Consider the following 25,692-nt stretch of genomic DNA (forward strand, 5'->3'; position numbering starts at 1 on the left):
GAGATGGTGATACCCGGGGACAACATAACGATGCAGGTGAGTCTGATACATCCGATAGCTATGGAGGAAGGACTTCGGTTTGCTATACGAGAGGGTGGAAGGACAGTAGGCGCTGGCGTCATTGTTAAGGTTATCGAGTAAGGAGTTAAACAGACATGGAGACTCAAAGGATACGCATAAAGCTCAAAGGCTATGACCATAAACTCATAGATCAGAGTGTACAAGAGATAGTCGATGCGGCCAGAAGAACAGGGGCCAGGGTTGCAGGACCAATACCACTTCCGACGAAAATCGAGAAGTTCTGCGTGTTGAGATCTCCGCATGTAGACAAAAAATCAAGAGACCAGTTCGAAATCAGGACATATAAGAGATTGCTTGATATTCTTGATCCTACACAACAGACCGTTGATCAGCTTATGAAGCTTGACCTGTCTGCTGGTGTTGATGTCGAGATAAAGCTTTAAAGATGCCGGAGTGACATTATGATTAAGGGAATACTCGGAAAAAAACTTGGAATGTCTCAGCTGTTCAGAGAAGACGGAGAAGTCATTCCTGTTACTCTGATTCAGACAGGACCGTGCTACGTCATACAGAAAAAAACAGCCGAACGGGATGGATATGATGCTGTACAGATTGCTATCGAACCTAAGAAGGAATCCAGGGTGAATAAACCCGAAAAAGGCCATGTCGCGAAGGCAGGTAAAGGATGTTTTTATCATCTGAGAGAAGTTGCATGTGATGATCTTTCATCTGTGAATGAAGGAGATGAAATAAAACCTTCAACTGTATTTGCTGCAGGAGAAATCATAAAAATAACCGGCATTTCAAAAGGCAAAGGTTTTGCCGGCGTTGTAAAACGCCATCATTTCGGCGGTCATCGTGCCAGCCATGGCGCTAAAATCCACAGAACTGCAGGGTCTATAGGGTCATCTGCAGATCCCAGCAAGGTTATTAAAGGGAAAAGAATGGCCGGTCATATGGGAGCAAAAAAGGTTACGGTCATCGGGCTTGAAATAATAGACGTTAAAGATGATAAAAATATAATCGTTATAAAAGGGGCTGTACCTGGAGCAAGGGGGCAGCTCGTAATCCTCAGGAAGCAAGAGGTGTAAGGTCATGCCTACGGTCGATGTATTCAATCTGTCAGGAGAAAAGGTAAGCCAGGTAACTCTCTCGGAAACGATATTCGGTGGAGTGGTCAAACCGCATCTTTTACACGATGCAGTTGTCTGGCAGTTATCAAACAGGCGTCTGGCCACAGCGAAGACAAAAACAAGATCTGAAATTTCTGGTGGTGGAAAAAAGCCCTGGAAGCAGAAAGGAACTGGCCGCGCAAGATCTGGCACGAATCGTTCTCCGGTATGGAGAAAGGGCGGGGTAACATTTGGACCCAATGGACGAATATACAAACAAAACCTGCCCAAAAAGGTCAGAGAAGAGGCCCTTAAAAGTGCACTGAGCATGAAGAACGGTGATACGGCATTGAAAATTGTGGACAAGATTGTTTTCGATGAGATTAAAACAAAAAATTATGTCAAGGCGCTTGAGAAGCTTGGAATAGACAATGCACTCGTTGTTACAGGAACGCTGACACCTGAAACGTCGCTTGTTTCCAGAAATCATGCAACAAGCAAGGTTCTTGATGTAAGGGGACTCAATGTCTATGACATACTTAAATACAAGGGCCTGGTGCTTGACCTTGAAGCAGTCAAGATAATTGAAGAGAGGTTGAGCTGATGAAGGACATTACAACAATCATAAAAAAACCCTTGATTACAGAGAAAGGGACAATGCTGAGGCAGGACAATAATCAGGTTATTTTTGCAGTTGATAGAAATGCCAATAAAATTGAAATAAAAAATGCCGTTGAGAAGCTCTTCAAGGTTCATGTTGAAGATGTTAGGACTATACTTGTCAAAGGTAAAAAGAAGCGTTTCGGTCGGTGGGAAAACATTCGATCGGATTGGAAAAAGGCAGTGGTCACTTTGAAACAAGGCGACACAATCGAGTTTTATGAAGGGGTATAATCATGGGCATACGCGGATTTAGACCTACATCTGCCGGAAGACGGTTCATGACCGTCAACACTTTTGAAGAGATTACGGCAACTGACCCTGAAAGGTCATTAACTGTAAGACTTAAGAGAAACAGCGGTCGAAATAATCTTGGAAGGGTTACCGTAAGACATCAGGGTGGAGGGAGTAAAAAACTTTACAGGATAATAGATTTCAAAAGGGACAAAGCAGGTATTCCGGGTAAGGTCAAAACAATTGAATACGATCCGAACCGATCTGCCTGGATATCTCTGATACAGTATGCGGACGGAGAAAAAAGATATATAATATGGCCGGAAGGACTAAAGGTAGGTAGCACTGTAATAGCAAGTGAAGAAGCAGATATTAAACCTGGAAATACGATGATGCTTCAGAACATCCCTTTGGGTACATTCGTTCATAATATTGAGATGAGACCCGGAAAAGGCGGTCAGATGGTGCGTTCTGCAGGTGCATATGCCCAGGTGCTTGCAAAAGAAGGCGGGCAGATACATCTGAAAATGCCGTCCGGAGAGGTGCGCAAGGTATCCGCACTCTGCAAAGCTACTGTAGGTCAGGTGGGAAACTCGAACCATTCAAATATAACAATAGGCAAGGCCGGAAGAAGCAGATGGTTAGGCATTAGGCCAACAGTCAGAGGTGTTGCGATGAATCCGGTGGACCATCCGCATGGAGGAGGGGAAGGAAGAGTAAAAGGTAATCATCCGGTAACTCCATGGGGTATATCAACAAAGGGCCATAAAACCAGAAAGAAATCAAAGGGTTCAAACAAGGATATAGTCAAGAGGAGGAAGTAAAACGTGAGCCGTTCATTAAAAAAGGGGCCCTTCATTGATGATCATCTTTTAAAAAAGGTGCTCGAGGCCAAGGAAAGCGGCACGAACAAGGTTATAAAAACATGGTCGAGAAGATCAACCATATTACCCGAATTCGTTGGATTGACTCTGGCAGTTTATAATGGACGCAAGTTCATTCCTGTATATGTTACAGAGGAAATGGTCGGACATAAACTTGGTGAATTCTCACCTACCAGGACGTTCTATGGCCATGCCGCTGACAGGAAAGCGAAAGCTCAGAAGAAGGGGTAAATCATGGAATCCAGAGCGATATTGAGACATACAAGGGTTTCGCCGCGAAAGGCAAGACTTGTTGCGGATGAAGTGAGGGGCAAACCCGTTTCCGATGCACTGACAATGCTTAAACTGATGCAGAATAAACGATCCGGTATTGTTGCGAAAGTTATTAATTCTGCCGTAGCAAATGCCCTGCAGTCAGGAATGGTGGATGTGGATAATCTGTTTGTTAAAACCATTCAGATTGATGAGGGTGTGACCTTGAAGAGATTTATGCCAAGGGCACAGGGAAGGGCAACCAGGATACTTAAAAGAACAAGCCATATTTCAGTTGTGCTTGACGAGCTGTAGGAAAGGGGTAATTCGTGGGACAAAAAATACATCCATACGGATTCAGATTGGGCGTCACGAAGGAATGGAAGGCAAAATGGTTTGCAGAAAAGAATTACAGCGAGCTTCTGCTTGAAGACAACAAGATTCGCAAGTTTATTTCGAATAAGCTTAAAAGAACCGGGATATCAAGTATAGCTATCGAAAGGGCTGCAAACAAGGTCAAGGTAATAATTCATACCGGCAGGCCTGGACTTGTTATAGGAAGGAAAGGACAAGGCACCGAAGAGTTAAGGAGCAGTCTGGCAAAACTTGTTAATAAAGAGATAATGCTTGAAATAAAAGAAGTCAGAAGACCAGAGGCGGATGCACAGATAGTTGCAGAAGGTATTGCAAATCAGCTTGAAAGAAGAGTGGCTTTCAGGAGGGCAATGAAGAAGGCCGTTTCGCAGGCACTAAGGCTTGGAGCGCAAGGTATAAAGGTTGCATGTTCCGGAAGACTTGCTGGAGCTGAAATTGCACGCCGTGAATGGTACCGGGAAGGCAGAGTTCCGCTACAGACTCTCAGAGCCGATGTCGATTACGGATTTTCTGAAGCAAATACAATGTATGGTGTAATCGGTGTTAAAGTGTGGGTGTATCATGGCGAAATCATTAAAGGAAGGGAAGAAGCAAACGCTTAAAAGAGGAGAGAGCAGGCCATGTTGATGCCAAGCAAGGTTAAACACAGGAAGCAGATGCGCGGGCGCATGAAGGGAAGTCCGGAGAAAGGTTCAAAGGTTTCCTTCGGAAGTTACGGACTTCAGGCTATTGAACCGCATTGGGTTACAGCTAGACAGATTGAAGCGGCTCGTATTGCAATAAACAGATATGTCAAGAGGGGCGGTCAGACCTGGATACGAATATTCCCGGACAAGCCTATCACCAAGAAGCCGGCTGAAACAAGAATGGGAAAGGGAAAAGGTGCACCTGAAGAATGGGTGGCAGTAGTTAAACCCGGCAGGATAATGTTTGAGATTGATGGTGTGACTATAGAGCAGGCAAAAGAGGCTTTCAGGCTTGCATCCCATAAGCTTCCCCTTAAGACCAAGTTTGCTTTCAGGGAGGGTCTAAATGAAGGCCAGTAAGATAAGGGAAAAAACAAATCAGGAACTCACTGTTATGATGGAGAAGATGAAAAGGGACATCATGGATGGGAAGTTTAAAAATACAATGTCCCAGTTGAATGACAAAAGTCAGCTGGTAAAACTCCGTCGTGATGTAGCAAGGATAAACACTATCATCAGGGAGAGGCAGTAATGGAAAAGTCTAGGAAGATGGAGCTTGAAGGAATTGTCTCCAGCGACAGGATGGAAAAGACAGTTGTTGTAACAATCGAAAGACTTGAAAAACATCCTGTGTTTAAGAAATACATCCGCAGAAGAAAAAAATTCATGGCACACGATGAAAAGAATGAATGCAAAGCCGGTGATCGTGTAAGGATACGTGAATGCAAGCCTTTGAGCAAAGATAAATGCTGGAGGGTTGTACAGATAGTTGAGCGGCAGGACTAGGATTAGCGGAGGCTCTTTATGATACAGCAACAGACAAGGCTTAAAGTTGCGGATAACTCCGGCGCCAAAGAATTAATGTGTATTAAGGTTCTTGGCGGCACAAGGAGAAGATATGCATCACTTGGTGATATTATTGTGGTAAGCGTTAAAGATGCGATGCCCAATTCAAAGGTAAAAAAGGGTGATGTTCATAAAGCTGTGGTGGTAAGGACAGCGAAGACTTTCAAACGTTCTGATGGTTCGTGTATCAGATTTGATGAAAATTCAGCAGTTATATTAAACAATCAGAATGAACCTGTTGGGACACGTATTTTCGGGCCTGTTGCCAGGGAATTGAGGGCTAAGAAATTCATGAAAATTGTTTCTCTGGCACCAGAGGTTCTTTAGGGGGAACGAAAATGCCGAAACATGAATCTGTAAAAATTAAAAAGGGAGATGCTGTAATTGTCCTTGCTGGTAAAAATGCAGGCAAGCGCGGTAAGGTAATAAAGATGATAACAAAAAAGGACAGGGTTCTTGTAGAGCGTATTAACATGATAAAGAAGCATCAGAAGCCTACAAAGAATTCTCAGGGCGGCATTGTAGAAAAAGAAGCCGGAATTGATATCTCAAATGTTGCTCTTTTCTGCACAAAATGCAACAAGGGTGTCCGCGTTGGCCACAAAGTTCATGAAGACGGTGTAAAAGTCAGAGTGTGCAAGAGTTGCGGCGAAGAGCTTGAAGCGAAGTAAGAGGGTAATATGGCCAGACTTATTGAACATTATAGAAAACAGATCGTCCCGGCACTCATTAAGGAGTTTGGGTATAAGAACATCAACCAGGTTCCATCACTGAAGAAGATTACAGTAAACATGGGTCTTGGTGATGCCGTCCAGGATGTGAAAATAATTGATAAGGCAGTTGAAGAGCTTGCACTTATTACCGGTCAGAAACCGGTGGTTACTAAAGCGCGTAATTCCATTGCATCATTTAAGCTGAGAGAAGGCATGTCTATAGGATGTGCTGTCACCCTAAGAGGGGCGCGCATGTACGAGTTTCTTGACAGGCTTGTAAACGCAGTCCTTCCTCGATTGAGGGACTTCAGGGGGATTTCACCCAACGGATTCGATGGAAGGGGAAATTACACACTCGGGTTGAAGGATCAGGGTGTCTTCCCGGAGATACCATATGACAAAATTGATAAAGCTCGTGGCATGAATATAACGGTTGTAACAACTGCGGAATCAGATGAGGAAGGGAAAAGCCTTCTCACTGCTTTCGGCATGCCATTCAGGAGGTAGTAAAATGGCCAAGAAATCAATAATAGCAAAGGCCAAGAGGACGCCGGCGTTCAAGGTTAGAAGGTACAACCGCTGCCAGATATGTGGAAGGCCAAGGGCATATTACAGAAAATTTGGAATATGCAGAATTTGTCTGAGAAACATGGCCATGAAGGGCGAGATACCTGGTATGAAAAAATCAAGCTGGTAAGGGGAGCGAAATGGTTACTGATCCAATAGCTGACATGATAACAAGAATTAAAAACGGTGCAGGTGTAATGCTTGAAAGTGTTGATATTCCTGCGTCAAAGGTAAAGCTCGCTATTGCCGATATTCTTCTCAGGGAAGGGTATATCAAAGGCTACAAATTCATTGAGGATTCAAAGCAGGGCATTCTCAGGGTCAATCTGAAATATCACAATTCAAAACATGTTGTAACTGGGATGGATAGAATATCAAAACCCGGTAGAAGGGTATATATAGGCGCTGATGAGATTCCCAATGTAATGGATGGTCTTGGCATATCTATTATAAGCACGTCAAAGGGAATTATGACCAACAGCAAGGCGAATGATTTGAACATTGGCGGAGAACTCTTGATTAAGGTCTGGTAAGGAGATTTGAGATGTCACGAATCGGCAAAATGCCCATTACAATTCCGGATGGAGTTAAAGTCACTTTAAACGGCGATATTATCAAAGTTAAAGGACCCAAAGGGGAGTTGTCCAAGCAGTTGATCGGCAATATGGAAATGAAGATTGAAGGAAACACACTGACTTTTCTGCCTCTTGATGAAATGAGACAGACGGGAGCTTATCACGGTTTGATGAGAGCTCTGACGAATAACATGGTAAAAGGTGTCTCTGAAGGATTTGTGAAGAGGCTGAAAATAGTCGGCATCGGATACCGTGGTGAAACAAAGGGTGATTCATTAATCCTTAATGTCGGATATTCGCATCCTGTCGAATATTCTTTACCGAATGGGGTAAAGGCCGCAGTTTCAAAAGAAGGTGTTATTGATCTGATGGGAATTGACAATGAGCTTTTAGGTGACGTTGCATCCCAGATAAGAAAGATAAGACCGCCTGATTCCTATAAAGGGAAAGGTATCAGGTATCTTGATGAGAATGTCAGGATAAAACCTGGCAAGAGTGCGGCTAAAGGCAAATAAATAAGGAGAATATTGTGAGCAAGATAACGCCAAAAAAAGCACTGAGCTTAAGAAAATCGAGGGTGAGAAAGAAAATAAACGGGACCTCTGATAAACCGCGCCTGTGTGTGTACAGAGGAAACCGGCATCTATATACTCAGATCATTGATGACACCCAGGGGCATACTCTGGCGTCTGCTTCGACCCTGAGCGCTGAATTAAAAGACAAGATCAAAGGTCTGACGAAGGAAAGTGCTAAACAGGTTGGTCTTCTGCTTGCGGAGAAAGCCAGAGAAAAAGGTATAGAGCAGGTAGTGTTTGACCGCAGCGGATATAGATATCATGGAAGGATAAAAGCATTGGCCGAAGCGGCACGCGAAGGCGGCCTGAAGTTTTAAACAAGGAGAGGTGTTTTGGCAAATTACGAAATACTTGAAGAAAGCGGCGAGCAGTTTATAGACAAAGTGGTTTTTGTCAATAGGGTTTCCAAAGTCGTCAAGGGCGGCAAAAGGTTCAGATTCAGTGCGCTCACTGTTGTCGGTAACGGCAATGGTAAGGTCGGACATGGAATCGGGAAAGCAAGGGAAGTGTCAATCAGTATTCGCAAAGGTGTTGAAGTTGCCAAAAAAGCCATGATTGATGTTCCCATTATTGAAGGAACCATTCCTCATACGATAATCGGAATCAGCGGTGCAGGAAGGGTTCTTCTCAAGCCTGCACCGACAGGTACCGGAATAATTGCAGGTAATGCTGTACGTGCAGTTATGGAGGCCGCAGGTATTCATAATGTTGTCGCCAAAACGCTTGGGTCCAGGAACCATCATAATGTTATTCAAGCTACGTTCGATGCCCTGTTGCGTCTTCAGACAAAAGAAAAAGTTGCTGAAAAGCGCGGCAAGGAAATCGGATAGGGAAAAAATACAATAAAGAGGTAAAGATCGTGGCTGCTCAGATAAAAGTAACGCTGAAGGGTTCGGTAATCGGCTGTACAAAAAAACAGAAGGAAACCGTGAAATCACTCGGATTGAGAAAACGCGGAAGTACAAAAATACTCAGTGATTTGCCGGCTGCAAAAGGTGCCTTGAAGATTGTCGGCCACCTTGTTGATTGCGAGGAGGTATAAATATGATTGATTTGTCAAATCTGACGCCTGCGCCAGGGTCGAGGAAGAATAGCAAGCGACTAGGAAGAGGAGACGCATCGGGTACAGGAGGGACTTCAGGTAAGGGTCATAAAGGACAGAAGGCAAGATCAGGAGCTTCTATACCGGGATGGTTTGAAGGCGGACAGATGCCCATTTACAGAAGGCTTCCGAAAAGAGGATTCAAAAATCCATTCAGGAAGGAATATGTTGCTGTAAATATTAAGGATTTGTCAAGTTTTAAATCAGGAAGCGTAATAGATAAAGCTGCTTTGATTGAAAATGGGATTTTAAGAAAAGAAGGTATGGTTAAACTTCTCGCAGACGGCGAGATAAATATCGCACTGACGATAAAGCTGGACAAGGCTTCAAAGGCTGCAATCGAGAAGATAGAAAAGGCCGGCGGAAAATTTGAAACTCTTTAAAGGAGTAATAAGTGGCCTCTGCAATTGAAAATGTAAAAGGTAACATGTCTGAATTGACAAGAAGGATTGTCTTTACACTTGCAATGCTGCTTGTATACCGTATTGGAATACACATCCCGACTCCGGGTATAAATGTTGCCATGATGCAGGAATGGTTTGAGGCTCAGTCCGGTACGCTTCTTGGTATGTTCGACATGTTCTCGGGCGGAGGTTTAAGGACCCTGTCGATATTTGCCCTGGGCATCATGCCATATATAAGCGCCTCGATCATCGTTCAACTGCTGGGGATGGTTTATCCAAGATTCGAACAGCTTCAGAAGGAAGGACCATCGGGCAGACAGAAATTAAGCCAGTATACAAAGTATTTAACAGTGGCACTATGTCTTGTTCAGGGTTACTTCATGACAATGGGTATCGAATCCATGCAGGGGCCAGGCGGCGATACGGTTGCATATAATCCGGGTTTTGCTTTCAGAATAATCTCGACGCTTACTCTTACTGCAGGAACTTGCTTTCTGATGTGGCTTGGAGAACAGATAACAGAGCGGGGGATTGGAAACGGAATCTCTCTGATCATATTTGCAGGAATCGTTGCAAGGCTTCCTCAGGCTATAATTAATACAGGAAGACTCGCATGGACAGGTGAACTTTCCCTCTTTGCACTACTTCTTGTCATAATAATTGCAGTTGCCGCCATCGCCGGTATCGTCTTTATGGAAACTTCTCAGCGCAGGATACCGATTCAGTATCCGAAGCAGATCAGGGGAAGACGCGTTTATGGCGGACAGAATACACATTTGCCGCTCAAGCTGAACACTTCAGGTGTTATACCTCCGATATTCGCTTCATCGCTGATAGTCTTCCCTGCAACCATTGCTCAGTTTTTTCCTAATGTTGCATGGATGAAGACTTTTTCTCATATTTTGACAAGGGGAAATATTATTTATAACCTTATATATGTAGTCTTAATTATATTTTTCACATACTTTTACACTGCAGTCGTCTTTAATCCGATTGATGTTTCAGAGAACCTTAAAAAGTATGGCGGATATATTCCTGGCATCAGACCGGGTAAGGCAACATCGGATTATCTTGACAAGGTGCTGTCAAGACTTACTCTTGTGGGTGCATTATATCTGAGCGTAGTTTGCGTACTGCCATCAATATTGACATCATGGGCCAATGTACCCTTTTATTTCGGTGGAACGTCTCTCTTGATTGTTGTCGGAGTCGCTCTTGATACGATGAGCCAGATAGAGTCACATATGATATCCAGAAACTACGAGGGATTATTGAAAATGGGCCGCATTAAATCCAGGCGCGGTTAAATATAACAGGAGGACTTATGAATATAATTCTGATTGGACCCCCGGGTGCAGGAAAAGGAACTCAGGCAAAAAGAATGATAGACCGTCTTGGCGTGCCGCAGATATCAACGGGAGATATGTTCAGGGCAGCAGTTAAAGAAGGTACACCGATGGGTCTTAAAGCTAAAGAATATATGGATAAAGGCGGTCTGGTACCTGATGAGGTGGTTATCGGGGTTGTCGGCGAGAGGCTGAAGAAAGATGACTGTGTTAAAGGATATGTACTTGACGGCTTCCCAAGGACTCTTGAACAAGCCAGAGCTCTTGACGAACTTCTTGAAAAATCCGGATCAAAACTTGATCACGTCGTAGTGATTGACGTTCCTGATGATTTTCTGGTAAGCAGGCTGACCGGTAGACTTACCTGCCGTGATAGCGCATGCGGCAATATGCATCACATGGTGACATATAAGCCGAAGGTCGAGGGAAAATGCGACAAATGTGGAGGCGAACTGTATATAAGAGATGACGACAAGGAAGCAACAATCAGACAGAGACTGACAAATTATCATAATCAGACGTCACCGCTTATTGAATATTATACGAAGAAAGGAATTGTGAGGAAGGTTGACGGAACAGGTTCTATGGAAGATGTGGAAAAGGCTATTGCAGCAGCAATCGGATAATAAAGCTTTATTATATGGGAAAAGACGTAATTGAGACAGAGGGAACAGTAATAGAACCGCTGCCCAATGCCATGTTTTTGGTGGAACTAAGTAATGGACACAAGATACTGGCGCATATTTCTGGGAAGATGAGGATGCATTACATAAGAATACTTCCCGGAGATAAGGTACAAGTTGAAATATCACCGTATGATCCCGGTAAGGGACGAATAGTATACAGGACAAAGTAAGGCAGGTGTTATATGAAAGTTAAGGCATCAATAAAGAAAAGATGCAGAAATTGTAAAATAGTTAAACGCAGCGGGGTTATACGTGTGATCTGCACAAACCCTAGGCACAATCAGAGACAAGGTTAAGGAGGCGGCAATTGGCGAGAATTGCAGGTGTAGACTTACCAAGGAACAAGAGGATTGAGATCGCGCTGACCTATATCTACGGAATAGGCAGGACAAGTGCTGAAAAGATCCTGGAAGAAACAAAGGTGGATCCTGGCAAAAAAAGTGATGACCTGACAGAACATGAAGTGGCTCTCATAAGAGATTATATAGGCGCCAACATGGTTGTGGAAGGAGATCTCAGGCGTGATGTGTCCATGAACATAAGAAGGCTGATGGACATTGCCTCATACAGGGGTATCCGTCATCGTAAAGGTTTGCCTTGCAGGGGGCAGCATACACACAATAACGCCAGAACGAGAAAAGGGCCGAGGCGCCTTGTTGTCGGCAAAAAGAAATAGCCTAAGGGGAAATTGCAATGGCGAATCCAAGACAGAGAACAGTAAAAAAGAAGGTAAAGAAGGATATTTCTGAAGGAGCTGCACATATTCAGGCAACATTTAACAACACCGTCATAACCATAACCGACCCGCAGGGAAACACTATTGCATGGTCAAGCGCCGGTTCGCAGGGGTTCAAGGGATCAAGGAAGAGCACACCGTTTGCAGCCCAGGTTGCGGCACAGGAGGCATGTAAGAAGGCACTTGAGACAGGTATTAAAACAGTCTACGCATATATCAAAGGCCCTGGCAGTGGCAGGGAATCGGCTTTAAGAGCCATTTATGCAAGCGGAATAAGGATTTCTGGAATCAGGGATATTACACCTATCCCGCATAACGGCTGCAGGCCGCCAAAGAAACGTCGGGTATAAAGGAGGAGTGTCTTGTCAAGGTATACAGGCCCAGTTTGCAAGATTTGTCGCAGGGAAGGAACGAAACTCTTCCTGAAAGGTCAGAGGTGCTATACGGATAAATGTGCCCTTGAGCACAGAAATTACGCCCCGGGTCAGCATGGACAGGGCAGAATTAGAACCAGTGAATACAGAATCCATCTCAGAGAAAAACAGAAAGTAAGAAGCTCTTATGGGGTGAGTGAAGCTCAATTTAAACATTACTATGATATCGCCAAGAGCAGAACAGGCCAGACCGGAGAGCTGCTGATGCAGCTTCTGGAAAGCAGGCTTGATAATATTGTTTTCAGGATGGGTTTTGCATCATCCAGGAATGAAGCAAGGCAGCTGATTAATCACGGACATTTCCGTGTTAACGGCAGAAAGACTGATATTGCATCTTATCAGATTAAATCCGGCGATATAGTAGAAGTAAAAGAGAAGAGTAAGAAACTTGCAACCATCGAAAACGCCCTTGAAATGAGTGAATCAAGGGGTAGGGTGGAATGGCTTGATGTTGACAGGGAAGCAAAGAAGGGAACTGTCAAAGCTATACCGGAAAGAAAAGATATGCCTATGGAAGTCCAGGAAACATTAATTGTTGAGTACTACTCTAAATAACTTAAGGCGGGATATAAGGGATGATAGAGAAGAACTGGAAAGAAATAGTTCCAACCGGAAAGCTGGAGATAGTAGAATCAACGCATTCAGAGACATACGCCCGCTTTAATGCCCAGCCGCTTGAAAGAGGTTTTGGTGTAACCATTGGTAATTCATTGAGAAGAATACTTCTTTCTTCAATCTATGGTTCGGCAATTATCGGTGTTAAATTTGATGACTCACTGAATGTTGTGCATGAATTCTGCAGCATCCCTGGGGTTCTTGAGGATGTAACTAATATTATTCTCAATCTCAAGAAAGTTGTATTGAAGATGCACTCTGATAAACCTCAGTTGGTAACTCTTGAAAAGCAGGGTCCATGTGTTGTTACAGCAGGCGATATTGATACCGGTGCAAACATAGAGGTAATCAATAAGGATCAGATAATAGCAACAATAGAAAACAATACAGTGCTGAAACTGGAAATGCGTGTTGAATATGGGAGAGGATATGTACAGGCTGAACTCAACAAAGAAAAAATCGATACAGCAGGATGGATTGCAATTGATGCAGTATTCTCACCAGTGAGAAAAGTTGCCTTTAATGTAACGCCTACTATTGTGGGAAGAAGAACAGACTATGACAGGCTCTCTCTTGAGATATCTACGAACGGTGTTGTGAAACCTGAAGATGCGCTGGCATATGCAGCCAAGATTCTGAAAGATTATATGAATGTTTTCATAAATTTCCAGGAAGAAGAGATTGAGAGGAAGATCGAGGCGGAGAAGGCGGACAAAGGACTTAATGAAAATCTATTCAGAACCGTTGAAGAACTCGAGTTATCTGTGAGGTCTGCGAATTGCCTGAAGAACGCAAACATGACATATATTTATGAACTTGTTCAAAAGACAGAGGCTGAACTTTTGAGAACAAAGAATTTCGGCCGGAAGTCGCTTGAAGAGATAAAGGAAAAATTGGCAAAAATGGGATTACATATCGGAATAAAGCTGCCCGATCTGCCTAGCCGTGATGAGATCGAGTCCAGAAGAAAGAGGATGGAAGAAGAGGAGAGCAAGTAGGGGGAAATCATGTACCACCGTATATCAGGAAGAAAATTAGGTATGAAGACTGACGTCAGGGAGGCCATGCTGAAAAATATGGTTACTTCTCTGATTGTCCATGAAAGAATCACAACAACTGTGACAAGGGCAAAAGAGCTAAGAAAGATTGCTGACCGTATGATAACGCTCGGAAAAAAAGGAAATCTGGCAGCAGTACGTCAGGCGGCAGTGACAGTAAAAACAAAGGAAGCCCTTGGGAAGCTGTTCAAGGATCTCGGGCCGAGATTTGCAGAGAGGAATGGAGGTTATACAAGAATTATCCGATCCTCTAATCGCAAAGGTGATAATGCACCCATGGTAATAATGGAGTGGGTCGACAAAGCAAAAACCGAAGCGGCAGAGAAAAAATCCTGATCAGTAAACCATCTGTATTCCGGTAAAGCCTTCCATTAGAAATATTGGAGGGCTTTATTTGTTATATAAAACATCACAAGTTGAAGATACACATTAAAAGTAGTAGCAGTTTTCATGGTGTAAATCTAAACCTCTTCCAAAGGGGTTTGAGGACCGGGGATTATATCTGCGATGTCAGGATCAAGTCCGTCTTCCCGTGGGAGTAATTCAGATCTGATCTTTTTGAGTTCAATTCTTTTGGCGATTTTATCAGCCTTTTTCTGGCGCTTGATCTTTTCGCGCTCATTTTTTTTAAAAGTGTGATGTGATTTATTTCCCATAAATTTTAAAAAGGGCGGCACTAAGCCGCCGCTTAAAGGATTATTTTGCCTTGCTTACGTTAGTTGCCTGAGGCCCTTTGGGGCCGTTTGTTATCTCGAAAGATACACGATCACCTTCGTTGAGTGATTTGAACCCATCGGCTTTTATGGCAGAGAAATGTACAAATACGTCCTGACCGTTTTCTGCAGTTATAAAACCAAAACCCTTTTGCTCATTAAACCATTTTACTGTTCCGTTAGCCATGTTAACCTCTTGTATGGTTTGTATTCCCAGGCAATGAGTATACAAACTCTTCTTGTATTTCTGAAAGACGACTTATTTCAATTGCCGAATAGGATCATCGAGATGTTGTTGAAGGTCATTTTCGGTATTGGATTACTTCGAATCTCAGTTGTTTGGGAGCTTTACGTAAGCACAGGGATATTGTCAAGCTAATAATATTTTTTACAAACAGTCTGCAGTCGCACATCTTGTGGAACAAATGTTATTTTATAAATCTCAGCAGGCAAGAATGTAGTCAGAATTGTTAAGAATATTTATGCAACAATATATGTAATTTATTTACAGACCCTTGATTACACATATCATAAAGATATTATTTAAATTATTTTACAGGATTAAATGAGGTGATTATGGGCTATACAGGAAGGGATACAAAGGAAGGGATTATAAACCGGTTTGGGGCATATGTTTCTTCAGGCAAGGCTGAATTTTTTAAAAGCGTCGGCATTGACTTTGTATTTGGTAAAAGGCAGGGGCCGTTTATCTGGGATGCAGTAAGCGGCAAAAGGCTTATCAACTGTCACAGCAATGGTGGTGTATTCAACCTCGGACATAGAAACCCAGAGATTATAGAAGCTCTCAAAAATGCGCTTGATGAACTCGATATCGGCAATCATCACCTGATAAGCGAACAAAGGGCAATACTTGCCGAAAGGCTTGCTGAACTTACTCCTGAAGGTATTACCTACACGGTTTTCGGTTCAGGTGGCGGTGAAGCTATCGATCTTTCTATCAAGCTTGCAAGAGGCTACACCGGCAGACAGAAAATAATATCCGCAAACGGTGGCTATCACGGTCATACGGGTTTTGCAATTGCAACCGGCGATGAACAGTACAGAGCCCCTTTCGGCCCCAATCAGCCTGGTTTCATTCAGATTCCTTTCAATGATAAACAGGCAGTTGCTCAGGCTGTGGATGAAAATACTGCAGCGGTAATATTCGAAACAATTCCAGCCACACTCGGGATGCCGGTTCCTGATCGAGATTATTTTTCATATGTTAAGGACGTATGTAAAAAGAAAAATTCGCTGCTAATAATAGATGAAGTTCAGACAGGTCTTGGCAGGACTGGGAGGCTCTGGGGCATTGAACATTTTGGTGTTTCACCCGATATCATGGTTATTGGCAAAGGTCTTTCAGGTGGAATATATCCTATTAGCGCCACCTGTTTTACCAAAGAGCTTCAGACGTTTTTCCATGCAAACCCTTTTATCCATATATCCACTTTCGGAGGCGCCGAGGTAGGGTGCCCCGTTGCAATGAAGGTCCTGGAGATCTCATCAGAACCCGGATTTCTTGAAAACGTCGTGAACATTTCAGATAGGATTGCAAAAGGCTTTGACGAACTCGTGCAAAGACATCCGGGAATCCTTACAGGCCTGCGAAGGCTTGGGCTGATGATGGGCTTTGAGATGGTAAATGACATGTGCGGGCCTGTGATGACCAGGACATGCTATGACAACGGTATTCTTAGCATTTATGCAAACAATGACAAGCGTATAAGCCAGCTCCTTCCACCGCTTATTATTGACAATACATTGGCTGATGAAATTATTGAAAGACTTGATTTATCACTTTCCGATGCTGAAAATCTTCTTGGATTGAAATAGGGGGACGTAATGATCAAAGAGCAGATAAGCAGCAGTTATATTTCGGAATTCGAAAAAGGCCTGAATCCTCTTCATCCTGACAAAAGCACGATTCCTGCAAGGATAATAGGCTATGGAGAGATGAGCACAATATTCGTTATTGATGAACCGGGACAGGAAGAACTTGCCTATAAAAGGATGCCGATTTTTTTTAATAGTGAAGAGATGAGGGAATACGAAGTTCTTTTTAACGAATATAATGAACTTCTGAGCAGGATCGGACTCGTTATTCCGGCCTTTGCCTCGGTCATGGTAGTTCCCGATAAAGGCAATCTGGTCATTTATAACGCACAGAAAAGGCTGCCCTCAGAATCAATATGCAATTCTCTTATACATTCTCTTGATGCTGCTTCCGTCAATATGCTGATCCTTCTGGTTTTGAGAGAAATTAAAAGGATCTTTGATTACAATAGAGCAAATCCTGGAAATGAAGTCGGTATCGACGGACAGATATCAAACTGGGCGGTTGCAGGGTGGTCTGCGGGAATGGAAATCACTGAAAAAACGAGGCTTTTTTACCTAGATACCAGCACTCCTCTCATGAAAAATTCAGGCAGGGAGAGGCTTAATCCCGAGCTCTTTCTAAGGAGTACCCCATCATTTCTGAGATGGATGATCAGGCTCTTTTTTCTTGATGATGTGATGAACCGGTATTACGATTTCAGGAAAGTTGCAATTGATCTGATTGCAAATTTTCACAAGGAACAGAGAAAAGAAGTAATACCGGCGCTTGTTGAAACGGCAAATGCTTTTTTTGCCTGTGAATGTCCATCGCTGGGTATTCCACCTCTTACTGTTAAAGAGGTTGATGATTATTATAAGGAAGATGCACTCATCTGGCGGTTATATCTGGCATTCAGAAAATTTGACAGATTCCTGCACTTGAAGATTATGAACAAACCCTACCCCTATATACTTCCAGGGAATATCAAGCGCTGACAAATTCGGGTCTTTAGTATATAGTAATTTGAAAACACTTTAAGGAGTTCTTATGAAGACGCGAATTACCGAATCACTTGGAATAAAATACCCGATATTGCTTTCCGGCATGAGTTGGATAAGCGTACCGGAAATGGTTGCTGCAGTATCCAATGCGGGCGGGCTGGGAATTCTGGCTACGGGTCCGCTGGATGCACAGCAGACAAGAACTTCAATCAAAAAAATAAAAAGCCTGACCGATAAGCCTTTCGGAATAAATGCATCACTTCTTTTTCCCGGGGCTTCAGATAATGCCAAGGTTGCCCTTGAAGAAAATGTGCCGGTAATAAATTTTGCTCTGGGCAAAGGAGACTGGATAGTTAAAGAGGCGCATAAATACGGTGGCAAGGTGCTGGCAACCGTTGTAAACCACAGGCATGCAAAACGGGCACAGGACTACGGTGTGGACGGTGTCATAGTAACAGGCCATGAAGCTGCGGCTCACGGCGGCGATGTGACAACCTTCGTACTCATACCTACAATAGCCTCAGCCGTACAGATTCCGGTTATAGCCGCAGGAGGTATTGCTGATGGCCGCGGACTGGCAGCAGCTCTTGCACTTGGTGCCGAAGGTGTGGCAATGGGCACGCGCCTGATGTCGACGAAAGAAAGTCCGCTTCATGATAACTTCAAGAAGCTCTCCATTGAAAAAGATGTCTATGATACGCTTTATTCAACAAGATTCGACGGGCTGGGCTGCCGCGTACTTGATACCCCGGCTGCACATGATGCTATTCGGAATGGTCTCAATATAAAGAAGATGATAGAGGCCATACCTAATTCAGCAGCCATTGCGAAGCAGCTCCACCTGCCTTATATCAAGCTGTTTATAGGTGTTCTTGCTTCAGGTATGAAGAATGCCATGCAGCTCGCATTCATGGCGAATGCATTCAAAGCTATCAGGGTGGCTACCGAGGATGGCGATATAAAAGACGGGGTTCTTCCTGTAGGGCAGGACACAGGTCTGATCAAGGACGTGCCGAGTGTTGCAGAGCTTATGGACAGGATGGTTAAAGAGGCTGAAGAGGTCTCTGTCAGACTCTCAGGATTAATGAAGCAATAAGTTAAAGGGGCTTGCAGAATGTCTCTGCAAACCCCTTTGAAATTCTCTGTATATTCAAGAAGCGGTCTAATTAAACAGGTTTCTGGTCTTTTTCAGTACGGCGTTTGCCTCATTATGCATTTTAATAAGCAGGTCTTTACAAGGCAGTATATCATGAATAAGTCCTATGGACTGGCCTACCATTAGAGGTGCCATATCGACATTACCCTCTTCCCATGCCTGTTTTATACGGGGGCCTGAGATTAATGGAATAAGCTTGTCGAGTCCGCCGCCCGTGGATTCAATCTCTAATACCTCTTCGATAACCTTATTGATAAGGGCTCTTCCCTGAAGGCCGATTGATCTGCCGAATATCCGGGTATCATTCTCCTGCCGGTTAATGATCTCCTGCTTTATGTTTTCATGGACCATGCATTCCTTTGTTGCGATAAAACGGCTTGCCATCATGACGCCCTGTGCTCCCAGCGTAAGTGCTGCAGCCATGCTTCTTCCATCCGCTATGCCTCCCACCGTCACAACTGGAATCCTGACTGTTTCAGCTATACGCGGCGTTAAAACCATTGTCGTGACGTCATCACTCAGGGGATGCCCGCCTTCTTCAAGCCCTGCTGCATATACACCATCATAACCGGCCTTTTCCGCATGAACGGCATGTCTGACCGATCCCACCTTATGGAAAAGTCTGACCCCTGCCTTTTTGAGTCTCTTTACGCCATCCTCCCCGGCTACCTTGTCCAGCGGAGTACCTGATACTTCAATTGCCGGAACCTTTTCCTCCTGACAGACCTTGATATACATCTGATGGTGTTCGGATGTAATCCTGATGGAAGGGAGAAGGGTCAGCCCGATTACGAAAGGTTTGGCTGTCAATTCTCTGACCTCTGCTATCGCATTCCTGAAATCCTGTTCTGTTTCATAATTTGCCGCAGTAAGATTGCCCATACCGCCGGCTTCTGAAATGGCAGCACACAACTGGGGCTTGCAAAGCCACATCATCGCCCCGCATATTATCGGGTATTTTATCCCGAACATTTCAGTGATAGCAGTTTTAATCATACTTCCTCCGATAAAACCAGTTTAACGATATGTTTGGCCAAACTTGCCTGGCATGTCAAGGTAAACATTCGAATATAAAAAACATCTCCTTAATGGATGGTTATCTTACAGGAAACAGGTCGATTACCGTTATTTCCGGCGGAGCAAAGACACGCATCGGCGGTCCCCATAAGCCTGAGCCTCGGCTGATATAGATTCTGCTTTTTTCCGGTAATTCATAAAGTCCGGAAACATAGGGATAGGCAATCCTGAGCAGAGGAACAAAGGAAAATATCTGCCCGCCGTGAAGATGACCTGAAAGTTGAAGGTCAAAAAGTCCGTATAATGATTGATCTATTTCAGGTTTATGCTTGAGGACTATGATGAATTTTTCCTTGGGAAGTCTTGAAAGGAGGTCTTTTTCCATTTTTGTATCCGAGCTTTTCGAGAGCGAATGTCCCCTGTCGTCGAAGCCTGCTATAACGATGTAATTCCCGGCACCGGCGTCATCATTTCTAAGCATTCTGAAGCCGGCGGATTCGGTAAGCCTTATTGAAAGTCCGAGTCCGGCATAAACCTCGTGATTGCCTGTAACTGCAAATTTACCGAGTCTCGGGTTTATCCGGTCAAGCAATTTTATATTGTCTGCGATGTTGTCGAGCTGGCCATCGATCAAATCACCTGTCGAGACAAGGATATCCGGGTTGGAATTTCTGATGGATCTGATTATATTTTCCAGCCTCAATTTTCCCGACATAAGGCCAAGATGGACATCCGATATCTGGACAATCCTTATCCTGCCTGCCGATGGTGGAATCTTTTCGGTATATATTCTTAAATGTTCGGTCTTTATATGCAGGCCTTCATAAATACCGTATCCGGTCAGGATGACGGCCAGGAATAACGGAATGATGAAGGCCATGAAAGCCGAAGGAATAAACGCATCGGTGTTTCTTATGAAAAAATTTCCGGCTCCAAATACAATCAGCCTGTAAACACCTATTATTATGGCGATCATTACGAATATTGACAGCGCCCCCATCCATATATAACCCGTATATGCAAAGGCTATTGCTGCAGTATTATGCCCGGCATGTTCGAGAGTTCTTGTGATAATCGGGGCTAGCATCATTAATGTCATGAAGACTGCGGAAAGCAAGCCTGCGGTTCTGCCGAATTCGAATGCCGCCCTGGCTTTGAAAAATGCATAGGCATGCATTGATCCGTAAAAAGCAAAATATATCAGGATAAAAAGTTTCATGGAAAAATAAGCCTTTGTATTACGGTATTTTCCTCAAAAGTCTGAATGTAATGGATAGCCTGGAATCCTGTCTGCAGTCCTGTCCCAGACATATATAACCGCTGCTTACAAGCTCGCATTCATCATTATGGACATAAGCAGTATTCCCGTCATCATTGTGAATGTACGAGCCATTCGTACTATGATCGATAAATATAAATTTCCCCTTGTGGTATTCTATCCTGCAGTGTGAACGTGAAACCATGGTGTCTTCAATAGTGATTGTATTATGTCCCTGTCTGCCGATGCTTATTGTGGGGTTTGATCTGTCAATGCTTACTTTCTTTTCTGCTGAAACGATATTCATAATATTTCCATATTCTTGCTTTGGTTGTTCGGCCTTCAAAATGACTGTTTTATTGCTTTCTTCCCAGACGATTTCATATATGTCGAATTCTCCGCCTTTGCCTTTAATTATGGTCCTGTCAAAAAATCCGGCCTTCTCTTTAAGAAAATCAGGGAGGATATTTACAGTCTGTTTGGTTGTAACGATCTGTCTTGGTTTTGCAAGAGAAACCATTCTTGCGGCGATATTGACCGTATCACCAAAGATGTCGCTTTGTACAAGCAGTACGGGGCCTGTGTGAAAACCTATCCTTATATCAGGAACAATATGCCCGTCCGCCTTCCTTTCCTCAATCTGGTCCCTGAGCTCATGCATTGCTATGGCTGCATCCGCTGCATTGGTTGCATCATTAAAAGAGCACATTAAGCCGTCACCCATTGTTTTTATGATTTCACCGTCATGCAATTGTACGGTTATAGCAAGCATTGAAAGACATTCATTTATAATGCAGTGTGCGGCTTCATCGCCCAGGGTTTCATAAAGGGTGGTGCTTCCCGATATGTCGACAAAAAGTATTGTCAGAATATCATCTGTCCTTGCCATGATCGGGATATAATCATGAGCATAGAAGTTCTGCAAGACGCTCCTTTGTATAATCATTGATGAAATCCCACAAGCCCAGTTTTTTCAGAGTTTCAATAGAGGGGATACCTTGTGAAGTCCATCCCCTGGCATCGTAATATGACTGGACAAGATTTTTCAGGCGGTCTTTCCTGCTGTTCATGAGGATAGCCCTTTTCTCCGCTACACTCATCTGATTTGCAATGGAGCGGTCTTTGCCTGTTATGCGGGAGACTTCTTCATCATTATATTCCATTTCTGCTTCATAAAGACTGTCCGTAGTAGGGCCTATTGCACGGTCGGGTATCCAGTCATGAGCCCCTGTTTCCTTTCCGTAAGCCATCACGTTCATCACACGTTGAAGGTTTATGTCCCGGTCGGTCTGTTCGAATATCTGTTCCCAGGTCATATTCGTTCCCATCATGCCGTTATAGAAGCCTGCATAAAATTCCTGAGAGGCCGGATTTATATATATGTCCGTATTTGTGAACTTTTCAGAATCGGGATTGAAAACGTCGACCCAGGGAAGTTTGCAAAGCCCCAGATTGTCGTTGCCGAGCCTGACACGTGGATATGTTATGAGAGCACGAGCCTTGTGCTCTGGGGTAGGAAAAGCTCCGAGCAGGTCGGCTTTAATAAGCCAGGCTGCGGCATGGTGCGCCCCGATGTCACTTGCCGCTGCATAAGACCCCTGCATGGACAGGGAACGGTGAGTTCTGTACAGGGAAAAAGGAAGCCCTTTTGAATGCATTGCGAAAAGCTCAAGTTCATGCCTTGGATTAGGTTCTCCGGTTCTCTGCACATACTTTTCTGCGACCCAGTCGACAAGTTCCAGCATTCCCTTTCCAGCGATACTTGCAAGTTCGGATTCCTGCAGGCTCACTTGGTGTATGAATTCGGCTGCAGCATGTGAATCACCCCAGTTCAGTTCGAATCCACCGGTGTCATCTTTTGTAAGGTAACCTCTCTGGAAACATTCCATGATGAAAGCCATTATGACTGAAACGGTTATTGTATCGATGCCGTAATCGTCACAGTACCAGTTTGCCTCCATGATGAATTCAGGATCGAAAATTCCAAGATTTGAACCGAATCCGGCTGCTGTTTCATACTCGGGGCCGTCAACCCAGACCTTCAAGCCTTTTTTACCACCCGACTTGAGTGTTACAAAACCGCCTTTTGTGCATCTGAGATTGCATCCCGGAAAACAGCCGTCATTGCCGCTGTGTTCGAAGAGGTGCTCTGCATAGAATTTACCGCATATTTTATCAGCATTAGCATCTGTACCATACTGGTAGTTCCTTACCGGAAGCGAGCAGTAGGAATTTCTGTTCATGAATGAAATGAGTCCCGCGCTTCCTTTTCTGTGCATTTGAAGTGAGTGAGGGTCCACCTCGTGGACTACCTTGCTGAGTTTGTGTCCGGATTCCTTTACTTTTTCCCAATCCGCCGCTCCGTACGGGTTTTCCCCTTTCGGGTAATCTGCAAGGATTACAATGGCCCTGATTTTTTTATCAGCCATCACAGTACCCAGCCCAGTCCGGCCTGCCTGTTTGGCTCGCCAGATTCCTTTAGAACCGTCAATTGCAGGTTTTGTAGGATCGAAATAATGGCTGTTGATGCAGCCGTAATTGGTTTTTGCCGCACCTGTTCCCGTTGTAACGAACACGATTTGTTTTCTTTCAAAACCCTGAGCTGTGAACATATCTGCGATATTCTTCTCGAGATCGAAAACCAGGTCGATAGAAGGAGCAGCCACGACTGATATTTCGCCGTTTAATGCATCTATGATAATCATGGAGTCTGTCTTGCTTTTCCCGGTCAGGAGCAGGGTGTCGAAACCGGCATATTTCAGAAAGGCGCCGAAATGTCCCCCGAAATTGGATACGCCGGGTACATGGGTAAGAGGAGAAAGTGAAACAGCCATACATTTTGCAGTGCCTGGGAACTGAGGAATTCCACCAAGTGGTCCGGGTGAAAATATCAGCGGATTTTTCGGATCGAACGCATCCATTCCCGGAGAAGTATGGGTATGAAGGAAATATAGTCCCATCCCCCTGCCGCCAATAAAATAATCCCTTACCGCAGGGTCTATCGGTTTTATGGTGACAGATTCCATATCAAGATCAATATCGAGATACCTGTTCGAATATCCATGAACAAGCTGCTGTTTTGAATAATGCATAAGTTTCAAAAACCTCCATGTTATTTTATGTCTTAAAATTCAACAAGCGTTTGATTTATACAAGAAATTGGACATTAGGATAAGATCTGAAAACTGTCAATTAATTATGAAAGGCTATGAATGATATTGTTCTTGACAATGAATCTGTCATCATGTAGTGAGCGAGCAGTCGCTCGCTATCAGTAAAAAAACTTTTTTAACGGGGTTACATTCATAATGGCAAGAGGCACATTCGAACGCATAGCACCTGAAAAACAGCAGATGATCCTGTCAATAGCCATGAAGGAATTTGCGAAAAACGGCTACTATAAGGCCAATATCAATACAATAGCATCCAAGGCCGGAATATCGATCGGTGCGATGTATAAATATTTCTCAAGCAAGGAAGAGCTTTTCTGCGATACCCTTGAAATGGGGATAGGCATATTGAACGAAACATTCATGAGCAGGCTTGACAAGAGCAATGACCCGTTTGAGAAGATAAAGTCCATATTTCTGGCTGCTCTCGATTTTTCAAAAGAAAATCCTCAGTCGCTGCAGATTTACATGTCTCTGCTGTCTTCAAGCATGGACAGTTTTTCAAAAAAGTATGCCAAGACTATAGAGGAAGTAGGGCATACCTTTTTCAAGAAGATTATCGAAGACGGAATCGCTTCCGGTCATGTGCATCCCGATGTTGATATTGACGCTGCAAATTATTTTCTGGACAACAATCTTATGATGTTTTCTTTTTCGCAGATTTCGCTATATCTGAAGATAAGACTTGATACGTTTCTGGAAGGAAGAAAAACTCCCGAGGAACTGATCGACGATACTGTATCGATATGCAGGAAGATTTTCGGGGCCAGGCCCTGAAACGAATAATTTATCCCTGAACAGATAAGGGAAAGGAGGTTTTAATGCCGTTAACAAAAGAGGAAATCAAGGGATTAGGAAAGAAGGCGTGGGATATCAGGAAACTGATAGTTGAAACCACATTTACCTGCGGCGGGTCACATCTCGGCGGATCACTTTCACAGACGGATGTTCTTGTCGCCCTGTACTGGAAGTACATGAACATCGATCCGTCAAATCCGGCATGGGAAGACCGGGACAGGTTCATTCTCAGCAAAGGTCACGGCGGGGTAGGCTGGGCGGCGGTCCTTGGCGAGAAGGGGTATTTTGACAAGGACCTCCTGAAGAACTTCAACAAGACCGGTTCTCCTTTCGGAATGCACCTTGATTCCCTTAAAGTTAAGGGTTGTGACGCATCCACGGGTTCACTCGGACACGGGCTGGCAATAGCGGTAGGTCTGGCAATCGGCGCCAAGATGAAAAAAAAGTCTTACAGAACTTACTGCATGGTCGGAGACGGTGAACTCTGTGAAGGCACCAACTGGGAAGCGGCAATTATTGCCACGCATCATAAACTCGACAATCTGACACTCTTTGTTGACCGCAATAAGTTCATGATTGACGGCCCGACAGAAGATATAACCTCACTTGAACCGATAGACGCCAAGTTCCAGGCATTCGGCTGGGAGACTATAACGATAGACGGTCATGATTTCGCTCAGATCGGCGATGCAATCGAAAAAGCCCAGGCGAACAAAGGAAAGCCTACCGTAATTATCTGCAATACGATAAAGGGCAAAGGGGTTGAACTATTTGAAAACAAATCCCAGTGGCATTACGGCGGAATCAACAGCGACCTTAAAGAACAGGCTCTCGCATGCCTGGACAAGTTCTATTGCGAATTATAAGGATTAGGAGGTA

Annotated in this window: 41 protein-coding genes; 36 read left to right on the top strand and 5 right to left on the bottom strand. The window is 44.0% G+C overall.

Translation table 11 applies throughout. From position 1 onward, the window contains the following. The 31 genes from tuf to rplQ all read left to right on the top strand — a co-directional run. Positions 1-141: elongation factor Tu (gene tuf, locus VIS94_12945; GenBank protein HEY9161976.1), on the top strand; the 141-nt coding region annotated here is incomplete at its 5' end. A 14-nt stretch (positions 142-155) separates the two neighbouring features. Next, positions 156-464 carry a 30S ribosomal protein S10 gene (gene rpsJ, locus VIS94_12950; protein ID HEY9161977.1) on the top strand — a complete coding sequence of 103 codons (309 nt, stop codon included), beginning with the start codon at positions 156-158 and terminating at the stop codon, positions 462-464. An 18-nt stretch (positions 465-482) separates the two neighbouring features. Beyond that, entirely contained in the window at positions 483-1,112 is a 630-nt protein-coding gene (gene rplC / locus VIS94_12955) for a 50S ribosomal protein L3 (protein ID HEY9161978.1), read from the top strand. Positions 1,113-1,116: 4 nt separating this feature from the next. Further along, entirely contained in the window at positions 1,117-1,737 is a 621-nt protein-coding gene (gene rplD / locus VIS94_12960) for a 50S ribosomal protein L4 (protein HEY9161979.1), read from the top strand. After that, positions 1,737-2,027 (top strand): 50S ribosomal protein L23, encoded by a 291-nt coding sequence (locus VIS94_12965; protein ID HEY9161980.1) that lies wholly within the window; start codon positions 1,737-1,739, stop codon positions 2,025-2,027. Before rplD ends, VIS94_12965 begins: the two co-directional genes overlap by 1 nt. Positions 2,028-2,029: 2 nt before the next feature. Next, a complete protein-coding gene (rplB, locus tag VIS94_12970; protein ID HEY9161981.1) occupies positions 2,030-2,851 on the top strand; it encodes a 50S ribosomal protein L2 in 822 nt (273 codons plus the stop codon). A 3-nt stretch (positions 2,852-2,854) separates the two neighbouring features. After that, positions 2,855-3,142 carry a 30S ribosomal protein S19 gene (gene rpsS / locus VIS94_12975; GenBank protein ID HEY9161982.1) on the top strand — a complete coding sequence of 96 codons (288 nt, stop codon included), beginning with the start codon at positions 2,855-2,857 and terminating at the stop codon, positions 3,140-3,142. A 3-nt stretch (positions 3,143-3,145) separates the two neighbouring features. Next, the gene (gene rplV, locus VIS94_12980; protein ID HEY9161983.1) at positions 3,146-3,478 is read left to right on the top strand and encodes a 50S ribosomal protein L22; all 333 of its coding nucleotides are present in this window, start codon (positions 3,146-3,148) and stop codon (positions 3,476-3,478) included. 14 nt (positions 3,479-3,492) lie between these two features. After that, positions 3,493-4,140, top strand: coding sequence for a 30S ribosomal protein S3 (gene rpsC, locus VIS94_12985; GenBank protein ID HEY9161984.1), 648 nt, complete (start codon positions 3,493-3,495; stop codon positions 4,138-4,140). 18 nt (positions 4,141-4,158) lie between these two features. Continuing rightward, entirely contained in the window at positions 4,159-4,584 is a 426-nt protein-coding gene (gene rplP, locus VIS94_12990) for a 50S ribosomal protein L16 (protein ID HEY9161985.1), read from the top strand. Continuing rightward, on the top strand, positions 4,571-4,756 hold the full coding sequence (gene rpmC / locus VIS94_12995) for a 50S ribosomal protein L29 (protein HEY9161986.1): 186 nt from the start codon (positions 4,571-4,573) through the stop codon (positions 4,754-4,756). Before rplP ends, rpmC begins: the two co-directional genes overlap by 14 nt. Next, positions 4,756-5,010: a 30S ribosomal protein S17 gene (gene rpsQ, locus VIS94_13000; protein HEY9161987.1), complete on the top strand. Its 255-nt coding sequence runs from the start codon at positions 4,756-4,758 to the stop codon at positions 5,008-5,010. Before rpmC ends, rpsQ begins: the two co-directional genes overlap by 1 nt. Before the next feature lie 18 nt (positions 5,011-5,028). After that, the gene (gene rplN, locus VIS94_13005; GenBank protein ID HEY9161988.1) at positions 5,029-5,397 is read left to right on the top strand and encodes a 50S ribosomal protein L14; all 369 of its coding nucleotides are present in this window, start codon (positions 5,029-5,031) and stop codon (positions 5,395-5,397) included. An 11-nt stretch (positions 5,398-5,408) separates the two neighbouring features. Beyond that, entirely contained in the window at positions 5,409-5,741 is a 333-nt protein-coding gene (gene rplX / locus VIS94_13010; protein HEY9161989.1) for a 50S ribosomal protein L24, read from the top strand. A 9-nt stretch (positions 5,742-5,750) separates the two neighbouring features. Further along, positions 5,751-6,290 (top strand): 50S ribosomal protein L5, encoded by a 540-nt coding sequence (gene rplE, locus VIS94_13015; protein HEY9161990.1) that lies wholly within the window; start codon positions 5,751-5,753, stop codon positions 6,288-6,290. Positions 6,291-6,294: 4 nt separating this feature from the next. After that, entirely contained in the window at positions 6,295-6,480 is a 186-nt protein-coding gene (locus VIS94_13020; protein ID HEY9161991.1) for a type Z 30S ribosomal protein S14, read from the top strand. A gap of 10 nt (positions 6,481-6,490) precedes the next feature. Beyond that, complete coding sequence (gene rpsH, locus VIS94_13025) at positions 6,491-6,883, top strand: 30S ribosomal protein S8 (protein ID HEY9161992.1); 393 nt, start codon at positions 6,491-6,493, stop codon at positions 6,881-6,883. 11 nt (positions 6,884-6,894) lie between these two features. Then, positions 6,895-7,440 (top strand): 50S ribosomal protein L6, encoded by a 546-nt coding sequence (gene rplF, locus VIS94_13030; protein ID HEY9161993.1) that lies wholly within the window; start codon positions 6,895-6,897, stop codon positions 7,438-7,440. 11 nt (positions 7,441-7,451) lie between these two features. After that, positions 7,452-7,817 (top strand): 50S ribosomal protein L18, encoded by a 366-nt coding sequence (rplR, locus tag VIS94_13035; GenBank protein ID HEY9161994.1) that lies wholly within the window; start codon positions 7,452-7,454, stop codon positions 7,815-7,817. Between the two features lie 15 nt (positions 7,818-7,832). Then, positions 7,833-8,330: a 30S ribosomal protein S5 gene (rpsE, locus tag VIS94_13040; protein ID HEY9161995.1), complete on the top strand. Its 498-nt coding sequence runs from the start codon at positions 7,833-7,835 to the stop codon at positions 8,328-8,330. 29 nt (positions 8,331-8,359) lie between these two features. After that, entirely contained in the window at positions 8,360-8,542 is a 183-nt protein-coding gene (rpmD, locus tag VIS94_13045) for a 50S ribosomal protein L30 (protein ID HEY9161996.1), read from the top strand. A gap of 5 nt (positions 8,543-8,547) precedes the next feature. Then, a complete protein-coding gene (gene rplO / locus VIS94_13050; protein ID HEY9161997.1) occupies positions 8,548-8,985 on the top strand; it encodes a 50S ribosomal protein L15 in 438 nt (145 codons plus the stop codon). Between the two features lie 44 nt (positions 8,986-9,029). Further along, positions 9,030-10,313: a preprotein translocase subunit SecY gene (secY, locus tag VIS94_13055; GenBank protein ID HEY9161998.1), complete on the top strand. Its 1,284-nt coding sequence runs from the start codon at positions 9,030-9,032 to the stop codon at positions 10,311-10,313. 17 nt (positions 10,314-10,330) lie between these two features. Beyond that, on the top strand, positions 10,331-10,978 hold the full coding sequence (locus VIS94_13060; GenBank protein ID HEY9161999.1) for an adenylate kinase: 648 nt from the start codon (positions 10,331-10,333) through the stop codon (positions 10,976-10,978). Positions 10,979-10,992: 14 nt separating this feature from the next. After that, the gene (gene infA, locus VIS94_13065; protein HEY9162000.1) at positions 10,993-11,208 is read left to right on the top strand and encodes a translation initiation factor IF-1; all 216 of its coding nucleotides are present in this window, start codon (positions 10,993-10,995) and stop codon (positions 11,206-11,208) included. A gap of 12 nt (positions 11,209-11,220) precedes the next feature. Beyond that, positions 11,221-11,334, top strand: a complete 114-nt coding sequence (rpmJ, locus tag VIS94_13070) for a 50S ribosomal protein L36 (protein ID HEY9162001.1) — start codon at positions 11,221-11,223, stop codon at positions 11,332-11,334. Between the two features lie 11 nt (positions 11,335-11,345). Next, positions 11,346-11,714: a 30S ribosomal protein S13 gene (gene rpsM / locus VIS94_13075; protein HEY9162002.1), complete on the top strand. Its 369-nt coding sequence runs from the start codon at positions 11,346-11,348 to the stop codon at positions 11,712-11,714. A gap of 17 nt (positions 11,715-11,731) precedes the next feature. After that, on the top strand, positions 11,732-12,124 hold the full coding sequence (gene rpsK / locus VIS94_13080; protein ID HEY9162003.1) for a 30S ribosomal protein S11: 393 nt from the start codon (positions 11,732-11,734) through the stop codon (positions 12,122-12,124). Between the two features lie 12 nt (positions 12,125-12,136). Further along, on the top strand, positions 12,137-12,763 hold the full coding sequence (gene rpsD, locus VIS94_13085) for a 30S ribosomal protein S4 (GenBank protein ID HEY9162004.1): 627 nt from the start codon (positions 12,137-12,139) through the stop codon (positions 12,761-12,763). A gap of 20 nt (positions 12,764-12,783) precedes the next feature. Continuing rightward, the gene (locus VIS94_13090; GenBank protein ID HEY9162005.1) at positions 12,784-13,821 is read left to right on the top strand and encodes a DNA-directed RNA polymerase subunit alpha; all 1,038 of its coding nucleotides are present in this window, start codon (positions 12,784-12,786) and stop codon (positions 13,819-13,821) included. 9 nt (positions 13,822-13,830) lie between these two features. After that, positions 13,831-14,217, top strand: coding sequence for a 50S ribosomal protein L17 (gene rplQ / locus VIS94_13095; protein ID HEY9162006.1), 387 nt, complete (start codon positions 13,831-13,833; stop codon positions 14,215-14,217). A gap of 360 nt (positions 14,218-14,577) precedes the next feature. Here the strand turns inward: rplQ and VIS94_13100 are convergent, their stop codons facing one another. Further along, positions 14,578-14,781 (bottom strand): cold-shock protein, encoded by a 204-nt coding sequence (locus tag VIS94_13100; GenBank protein ID HEY9162007.1) that lies wholly within the window; start codon positions 14,779-14,781, stop codon positions 14,578-14,580. A 389-nt stretch (positions 14,782-15,170) separates the two neighbouring features. Between VIS94_13100 and VIS94_13105 the strand changes: the two genes are divergently transcribed. The 3 genes from VIS94_13105 to VIS94_13115 are packed head-to-tail and all read left to right on the top strand — an operon-like array spanning position 15,171 to position 18,510. Then, a complete protein-coding gene (locus VIS94_13105; protein ID HEY9162008.1) occupies positions 15,171-16,430 on the top strand; it encodes an aminotransferase class III-fold pyridoxal phosphate-dependent enzyme in 1,260 nt (419 codons plus the stop codon). Between the two features lie 9 nt (positions 16,431-16,439). Beyond that, on the top strand, positions 16,440-17,408 hold the full coding sequence (locus tag VIS94_13110) for a DUF6206 family protein (GenBank protein ID HEY9162009.1): 969 nt from the start codon (positions 16,440-16,442) through the stop codon (positions 17,406-17,408). A gap of 52 nt (positions 17,409-17,460) precedes the next feature. Next, on the top strand, positions 17,461-18,510 hold the full coding sequence (locus tag VIS94_13115; protein ID HEY9162010.1) for a nitronate monooxygenase: 1,050 nt from the start codon (positions 17,461-17,463) through the stop codon (positions 18,508-18,510). Positions 18,511-18,576: 66 nt separating this feature from the next. On the opposite strand, the gene VIS94_13120 is transcribed toward VIS94_13115, so the two are convergent. The 4 genes from VIS94_13120 to VIS94_13135 all read right to left on the bottom strand — a co-directional run bounded on the left by VIS94_13120 (position 18,577) and on the right by VIS94_13135 (position 23,937). Further along, a complete protein-coding gene (locus VIS94_13120) occupies positions 18,577-19,566 on the bottom strand; it encodes a nitronate monooxygenase (GenBank protein HEY9162011.1) in 990 nt (329 codons plus the stop codon). 100 nt (positions 19,567-19,666) lie between these two features. Further along, entirely contained in the window at positions 19,667-20,806 is a 1,140-nt protein-coding gene (locus VIS94_13125) for a metallophosphoesterase (protein ID HEY9162012.1), read from the bottom strand. Positions 20,807-20,825: 19 nt separating this feature from the next. Then, positions 20,826-21,770 (bottom strand): adenylate/guanylate cyclase domain-containing protein, encoded by a 945-nt coding sequence (locus VIS94_13130; protein ID HEY9162013.1) that lies wholly within the window; start codon positions 21,768-21,770, stop codon positions 20,826-20,828. Beyond that, positions 21,748-23,937, bottom strand: a complete 2,190-nt coding sequence (locus VIS94_13135) for an aldehyde ferredoxin oxidoreductase C-terminal domain-containing protein (GenBank protein HEY9162014.1) — start codon at positions 23,935-23,937, stop codon at positions 21,748-21,750. The genes VIS94_13130 and VIS94_13135 overlap by 23 nt, the downstream gene beginning before the upstream one ends. A 216-nt stretch (positions 23,938-24,153) precedes the next feature. Between VIS94_13135 and VIS94_13140 the strand changes: the two genes are divergently transcribed. Then, positions 24,154-24,792 (top strand): TetR/AcrR family transcriptional regulator, encoded by a 639-nt coding sequence (locus VIS94_13140; protein ID HEY9162015.1) that lies wholly within the window; start codon positions 24,154-24,156, stop codon positions 24,790-24,792. Positions 24,793-24,836: 44 nt separating this feature from the next. After that, positions 24,837-25,679 (top strand): transketolase, encoded by an 843-nt coding sequence (locus VIS94_13145; GenBank protein ID HEY9162016.1) that lies wholly within the window; start codon positions 24,837-24,839, stop codon positions 25,677-25,679. Positions 25,680-25,692: the final 13 nt, after the last annotated feature.

The sequence above is a fragment of the Desulfomonilia bacterium genome (genome assembly GCA_036567785.1).
GTDB lineage: Bacteria > Desulfobacterota > Desulfomonilia > UBA1062 > UBA1062 > DATCTV01.

Excerpts from the sequence above, each read along its gene's own strand:
- rpsJ (HEY9161977.1), top strand. The coding sequence starts at position 156 with ATGGAGACTCAAAGGATACGCATAAAGCTCAAAGGCTATGACCATAAA.
- rplC (HEY9161978.1), top strand. The coding sequence starts at position 483 with ATGATTAAGGGAATACTCGGAAAAAAACTTGGAATGTCTCAGCTGTTC.
- rplD (HEY9161979.1), top strand. The coding sequence starts at position 1,117 with ATGCCTACGGTCGATGTATTCAATCTGTCAGGAGAAAAGGTAAGCCAG.
- VIS94_12965 (HEY9161980.1), top strand. The coding sequence starts at position 1,737 with ATGAAGGACATTACAACAATCATAAAAAAACCCTTGATTACAGAGAAA.
- rplB (HEY9161981.1), top strand. The coding sequence starts at position 2,030 with ATGGGCATACGCGGATTTAGACCTACATCTGCCGGAAGACGGTTCATG.
- rplV (HEY9161983.1), top strand. The coding sequence starts at position 3,146 with ATGGAATCCAGAGCGATATTGAGACATACAAGGGTTTCGCCGCGAAAG.
- rplP (HEY9161985.1), top strand. The coding sequence starts at position 4,159 with ATGTTGATGCCAAGCAAGGTTAAACACAGGAAGCAGATGCGCGGGCGC.
- rpmC (HEY9161986.1), top strand. The coding sequence starts at position 4,571 with ATGAAGGCCAGTAAGATAAGGGAAAAAACAAATCAGGAACTCACTGTT.
- rpsQ (HEY9161987.1), top strand. The coding sequence starts at position 4,756 with ATGGAAAAGTCTAGGAAGATGGAGCTTGAAGGAATTGTCTCCAGCGAC.
- rplN (HEY9161988.1), top strand. The coding sequence starts at position 5,029 with ATGATACAGCAACAGACAAGGCTTAAAGTTGCGGATAACTCCGGCGCC.
- rplX (HEY9161989.1), top strand. The coding sequence starts at position 5,409 with ATGCCGAAACATGAATCTGTAAAAATTAAAAAGGGAGATGCTGTAATT.
- rplE (HEY9161990.1), top strand. The coding sequence starts at position 5,751 with ATGGCCAGACTTATTGAACATTATAGAAAACAGATCGTCCCGGCACTC.
- VIS94_13020 (HEY9161991.1), top strand. The coding sequence starts at position 6,295 with ATGGCCAAGAAATCAATAATAGCAAAGGCCAAGAGGACGCCGGCGTTC.
- rpsH (HEY9161992.1), top strand. The coding sequence starts at position 6,491 with ATGGTTACTGATCCAATAGCTGACATGATAACAAGAATTAAAAACGGT.
- rplF (HEY9161993.1), top strand. The coding sequence starts at position 6,895 with ATGTCACGAATCGGCAAAATGCCCATTACAATTCCGGATGGAGTTAAA.
- secY (HEY9161998.1), top strand. The coding sequence starts at position 9,030 with ATGTCTGAATTGACAAGAAGGATTGTCTTTACACTTGCAATGCTGCTT.
- VIS94_13060 (HEY9161999.1), top strand. The coding sequence starts at position 10,331 with ATGAATATAATTCTGATTGGACCCCCGGGTGCAGGAAAAGGAACTCAG.
- infA (HEY9162000.1), top strand. The coding sequence starts at position 10,993 with ATGGGAAAAGACGTAATTGAGACAGAGGGAACAGTAATAGAACCGCTG.
- rpmJ (HEY9162001.1), top strand. The coding sequence starts at position 11,221 with ATGAAAGTTAAGGCATCAATAAAGAAAAGATGCAGAAATTGTAAAATA.
- rpsK (HEY9162003.1), top strand. The coding sequence starts at position 11,732 with ATGGCGAATCCAAGACAGAGAACAGTAAAAAAGAAGGTAAAGAAGGAT.
- VIS94_13090 (HEY9162005.1), top strand. The coding sequence starts at position 12,784 with ATGATAGAGAAGAACTGGAAAGAAATAGTTCCAACCGGAAAGCTGGAG.
- rplQ (HEY9162006.1), top strand. The coding sequence starts at position 13,831 with ATGTACCACCGTATATCAGGAAGAAAATTAGGTATGAAGACTGACGTC.
- VIS94_13100 (HEY9162007.1), bottom strand. The coding sequence starts at position 14,781 with ATGGCTAACGGAACAGTAAAATGGTTTAATGAGCAAAAGGGTTTTGGT.
- VIS94_13105 (HEY9162008.1), top strand. The coding sequence starts at position 15,171 with ATGGGCTATACAGGAAGGGATACAAAGGAAGGGATTATAAACCGGTTT.
- VIS94_13110 (HEY9162009.1), top strand. The coding sequence starts at position 16,440 with ATGATCAAAGAGCAGATAAGCAGCAGTTATATTTCGGAATTCGAAAAA.
- VIS94_13115 (HEY9162010.1), top strand. The coding sequence starts at position 17,461 with ATGAAGACGCGAATTACCGAATCACTTGGAATAAAATACCCGATATTG.
- VIS94_13120 (HEY9162011.1), bottom strand. The coding sequence starts at position 19,566 with ATGATTAAAACTGCTATCACTGAAATGTTCGGGATAAAATACCCGATA.
- VIS94_13125 (HEY9162012.1), bottom strand. The coding sequence starts at position 20,806 with ATGAAACTTTTTATCCTGATATATTTTGCTTTTTACGGATCAATGCAT.
- VIS94_13135 (HEY9162014.1), bottom strand. The coding sequence starts at position 23,937 with ATGCATTATTCAAAACAGCAGCTTGTTCATGGATATTCGAACAGGTAT.
- VIS94_13140 (HEY9162015.1), top strand. The coding sequence starts at position 24,154 with ATGGCAAGAGGCACATTCGAACGCATAGCACCTGAAAAACAGCAGATG.
- VIS94_13145 (HEY9162016.1), top strand. The coding sequence starts at position 24,837 with ATGCCGTTAACAAAAGAGGAAATCAAGGGATTAGGAAAGAAGGCGTGG.